At 68.5% G+C, this 4777-nt stretch carries 5 protein-coding genes; all 5 read right to left on the reverse strand.

Annotation, left to right across the window (positions count from 1 at the left end; genetic code table 11):
* The coding region (gene proB / locus WB508_RS03545; RefSeq protein WP_423843501.1) for a glutamate 5-kinase at positions 1 to 714 on the reverse strand (714 nt) is incomplete at its 3' end.
* Positions 715 to 717: 3 nt separating this feature from the next.
* On the reverse strand, positions 718 to 2238 hold the full coding sequence (obgE, locus tag WB508_RS03550; RefSeq protein ID WP_423843502.1) for a GTPase ObgE: 1521 nt from the start codon (positions 2236 to 2238) through the stop codon (positions 718 to 720).
* Between the two features lie 79 nt (positions 2239 to 2317).
* Positions 2318 to 2581 carry a 50S ribosomal protein L27 gene (rpmA, locus tag WB508_RS03555; protein WP_423843503.1) on the reverse strand — a complete coding sequence of 88 codons (264 nt, stop codon included), beginning with the start codon at positions 2579 to 2581 and terminating at the stop codon, positions 2318 to 2320.
* Between the two features lie 14 nt (positions 2582 to 2595).
* On the reverse strand, positions 2596 to 2901 hold the full coding sequence (rplU, locus tag WB508_RS03560) for a 50S ribosomal protein L21 (RefSeq protein ID WP_423843505.1): 306 nt from the start codon (positions 2899 to 2901) through the stop codon (positions 2596 to 2598).
* 84 nt (positions 2902 to 2985) lie between these two features.
* Positions 2986 to 4777: Rne/Rng family ribonuclease (locus WB508_RS03565; protein WP_423843504.1), on the reverse strand; the 1792-nt coding region annotated here is incomplete at its 5' end.

Consider the following 4777-nt stretch of genomic DNA (forward strand, 5'->3'; position numbering starts at 1 on the left):
GGCTGGGCCGGCGTTGTCGGCGGAAGTGACCAGCGCCGGGATACCCGAGGAGGCAGCGATGGTGGCGGCTTCGACTTTTGTCACCATGCCCCCGGTGCCGACGCCTGCCTTGCCGGTCCGTCCGATACTCACACCCTCCAGGTCTTCGGGGCCGTGCACTTCGGGGATGCGCTTCGCGCCCGCCTTGGGAGGACCGTCATAGAGGGAATCGACGTCGGAGGGCAGGATCAGGGCGTCAGCCTTGACCAGGTGCGCCACCAGGGCGGCCAGGCGGTCATTGTCGCCGAAGCGGATCTCGGAGCTGGCCACCGTGTCGTTCTCGTTGACGATCGGCACGACGCCGAGCTCGTGCAACCGCGCAAAGGTCTGGAAGGCGTTGCGGTAGTGGCTGCGACGGGTCACGTCATCGATGGTCAGCAACACCTGCCCCACGACGAGCCCACGCGCCGCGAACCGCTCGGTGTAGCGCGCCACCAAGGCGCCCTGGCCGACGCTGGCGGCCGCCTGCTGGGTCGGCAGGTCACGGGGACGACGTGCGAGCCCGAGCGGACCCAGGCCAGCGGCAATGGCGCCGGAGCTGACCAGCACGACCTCGTCGCCGCGCTCGCGGGCGTCGGCGAGCGCTTCGACGATGGCGTCGACCCGGTCCGGGTCCAGATGGCCCTGTCGCGTGGTGAGCGACGACGAACCGACCTTGACGACGATCCGACTCATCGGTCAGTACTCGTCGTCGTCGTCGTCGAAGCTCCAGTCGGGCTCGACCGGGACCGGCTCGCCTGCCTCCCGAGCGCGACGTGCGTCGGACTCATAGGCGCGTTTGGCCGCCAGCTTCTCGCGTCGCTGCGTGGTGGTGCGGCGCTCGGACTGGTCGATGCGCAGATCCTCGCCGCGGCGGCCGAGCACCTCGGCGCCTGCCGCGATGTCCGGCGCGAAGTCGAACACGACGGCGTCGCCCTCGTCGCCGATCAGCACACCGTCACCCGCCTTGGCACCCATCTTGAGCAGCCTGTCCTCGACGCCCAGCCGGTTCAGGCGGTCAGCGAGGAAGCCGATGGCCTCGTCGTTGGTGAAGTCGGTCTGGCGCACCCAGCGGCGCGGCTTCTCGCCACGAACGACCCACGTGTCGTTCTCGCGGGTGATGGTGAACTCGTCGCCGACACCGGCCTCGGCCGGCGGGCGCAGCACGATGCGGGTCGCTTCCTGCTTCGGCGCTGCGTCACGCTTGGACGCCACCACCTCGGCCATCGCGAACGACAGCTCGCGCAGACCGGCGTGGCTGGCCGCCGACACCTCGTACACGTCCAGACCGCGGGCCTCGAGGTCAGCGCGGACGAAACCGGCGATCTCCCGGGCGTCGGGCACGTCGGTCTTGTTCAGCGCCACCATGCGGGGCCGGTCATCGAGGTCCGATCCCGTGGCCTCGGCGTACGCCGTCAGCTCGGCCTCGATGACGTCGAGGTCCGTCAGCGGGTCCCGGCCAGGATCCACCGTGGCGCAGTCGATGACGTGCACCAGTGCAGCGCACCGCTCGACGTGACGCAGGAAGTCATGCCCCAGCCCACGGCCCTGGCTGGCGCCCTCGATCAAGCCCGGCACATCGGCCACGGTGAACGTGGTGGAACCGGCCGACACGACGCCGAGGTTGGGCACGAGCGTCGTGAACGGGTAGTCGGCGATCTTGGGCCGCGCGCGTGACAGCGCCGCAATCAGGCTGGACTTGCCCGCGCTCGGAAAGCCGATCAAGCCGATGTCGGCCACCACCTTGAGCTCAAGCGTGATGGTGATGTCGGCGCCCGGCTCGCCCTTGAGCGCGAAGCCCGGAGCCTTGCGCTTGGACGACGCGAGCGCCGCGTTGCCCAGCCCGCCGCGACCGCCGGCTGCGATGACGATCTCGGTGCCCGGGCCGACCAGGTCGGCGAGGATCTCACCGGTCGTCGACTTCACCACGGTGCCGTCCGGCACGCGCAGCAGCAGGTCCTCGCCGTGTGAGCCGCTGCGGTTGTTGCCCGCACCGGGCATGCCGTTGCCGCCCTTGCGGTGCGGCTCGTGGTGATAGTCGATCAGCGTCGTGACGTCGGGGTCCACCCGCAGGGTGACGTCGCCGCCGTGGCCGCCGTTGCCGCCGTCGGGACCGCCGAGAGGCTTGAACTTCTCGCGGTGCACGGACGAGACGCCGTGGCCGCCGTTGCCCGCCGAGACGTGCAGCGTCACGGTGTCGACGAAGGTGGGGACTGCCATGACGCTCCTGTAGGGCTCAAGACGACGAAGGGGCAGCCCGCTGCTGCGGACGGCCCCTTCATCAAGACTGGTTCGCTGATTACTCCGCGAGAACAGCCGGAACGATGTTGATGACCTTGCGGCCACGGCGCTTGCCGAACTCGACCGCACCAGCGGAGAGCGCGAACAGCGTGTCGTCGCCACCGCGACCGACGTTGGTGCCGGGGTGGAAGTGCGTGCCGCGCTGGCGAAGGATGATCTCGCCGGCGTTGACCTGCTGGCCACCGAAACGCTTGACGCCGAGGCGTTGTGAATTGGAGTCGCGGCCGTTCTTAGTAGAAGCGGCGCCCTTCTTGTGTGCCATAGCTCAGATCCCTACTACTTCGTGATCCCGGTGATCTTCACCTGGGTGTACTTCTGACGGTGACCTTGGCGCTTCTTGTAGCCGGTCTTGTTCTTGTACTTCTGGATGACGATCTTCGGGCCCTTGGTGCCCCCGAGAACCTCGGCCGTGACGCTGACCTTCGCCAGCGTGGCGGCGTCTGCCGTGACGGCGTCGCCGTCAACGTGCAGGACTGCCGGCAGCGAGACGGACGAGCCGACCTCAGCTGCCTGGTCGATCTCGATGACGTCACCGACGGCGACCTTTTGCTGGCCACCGCCACTGCGCACGACTGCGTACACCACGGGAAATCCTCTACTGATCACAATGGATGGGAGCGCGACTGAGCGCGCAAGCCGACACGCGCTGCGCGCCGACGCTCCAGTCTACGGAGCCTGACCCTCGTCGGTCAAAACGGGGGGTGGTGGACCGGCCGGCTTGGACGCCGCGCGGCGTCGGCCGGTGGCCTTCTTCGGTGCCTCCACGGGTGCGGAGGGCTCCGGCGCCGCGACCGGCGCATCAACAGGAGCCGGGATTTCTGCCTTCGGGGCCTTCGCCTCCGGTGTCTTCGGATCGGGGGCTGGACGGTTCTGGTTCCCTCCACCACCGGAGCGACCACCACCGGAGCGACCGCCGCGGCCGCCGCGACGCGGGCCGTCGTCCTTCTTGGGCTCGACCGGAGCATCCTCGATGACGACGCCGCGACCCTTGCAGTGGTCACAGTCGGCGCTGAACGACTCCAGCAGACCGGTACCGATGCGCTTGCGCGTCATCTGGACCAGTCCCAGCGAGGTGACCTCGGCGACCTGGTGACGGGTGCGGTCCCGGCCCAGGCACTCGACCAGTCGGCGCAGCACCAGATCGCGGTTGCTCTCCAGCACCATGTCGATGAAGTCGACCACGATGATGCCGCCGATGTCGCGCAGCCGCAGCTGACGCACGACCTCCTCGGCCGCCTCCAGGTTGTTGCGGGTGACAGTCTCCTCGAGATTTCCGCCAGAGCCGGTGTACTTGCCGGTGTTGACGTCGACCACCGTCATGGCTTCGGTGCGGTCGATGACCAGCGAACCACCCGACGGCAGGAAGACCTTGCGCTCGAGCGCCTTGTGGATCTGCTCGTCCACGCGGTAGCTGGTGAACGCGTCCTTGCCGGCAGATTCGTCCCAGCGCGAGATGCGCTCGGCGAGATCGGGCGCGACGTGATCGACGTAACCCTTGATCATGTCCCAGGCATCGGTGCCCTCGACGACCAGACCAGTGAAATCTTCGTTGAACAGGTCACGGACGACCTTGATCATCAGGTCAGGCTCGGCGTACAGCAGCTGCGGCGCCTTGCCTGCGGCGACCTTGGACTCGATGTCCGCCCATCGGGCGGTGAGCCCGGTGACGTCGCGGGTGAGCTGGTCCTCTGACGCGCCCTCGGCTGCCGTGCGCACGATGACGCCGGTGCCGTCGGGAAGGACTTCCTTGAGCAACGCCTTCAGTCGGGTGCGCTCGTTCTCTGGAAGCTTGCGGGAGATGCCGCTGGTCTGGCCGCCGGGCACCAGCACCAAGAAGCGGCCGGGCAGGCTGACCTGGCTGGTGAGCCGAGCGCCCTTCTGACCGATGGGGTCCTTGCTGACCTGGACGAGGATGACCTGACCGGGGCTCAGCGCGTCCTCGATCTTGCGGGCCTTGCCGTTGCCGAGGGTGCTCCAGTCGACCTCGCCGGCATACAGCACAGCGTTGCGGCCAGCACCGATGTCGACGAACGCAGCCTCCATGCTCGGCAGGACGTTCTGGACCTTGCCCAGGTAGACGTTGCCGATCAGCGACGTCTGCGACTCGCGGGCCACGTAGTGCTCGACGAGCACGCTGTCCTCGAGCACCGCGATCTGCGTGTAATCGTCGCGCTGACGCACCACCATCTCGCGCTCGACCGACTCGCGTCGAGCCAAGAACTCAGCCTCCGACACGATCGGGGCGCGCCGACGGCCAGCCTCACGGCCTTCGCGGCGACGCTGCTTCTTGGCCTCGAGACGGGTGGATCCGGCGACGCCGGTGATCTCGTCCTCGGCGCTGCGACCCTGGCGCACCCTGACGACCGTGTTGTCCGGGTCATCGGGCGATGTTCCGGCGCCCTCGCCGGCGCGGGCGCGACGGCGGCGGCGGCGCGTGCCGTTGCCTTCACCCTCGGTG

It is taken from the genome of Aeromicrobium sp. (genome assembly GCF_049586495.1).
Lineage (GTDB): Bacteria > Actinomycetota > Actinomycetes > Propionibacteriales > Nocardioidaceae > Aeromicrobium.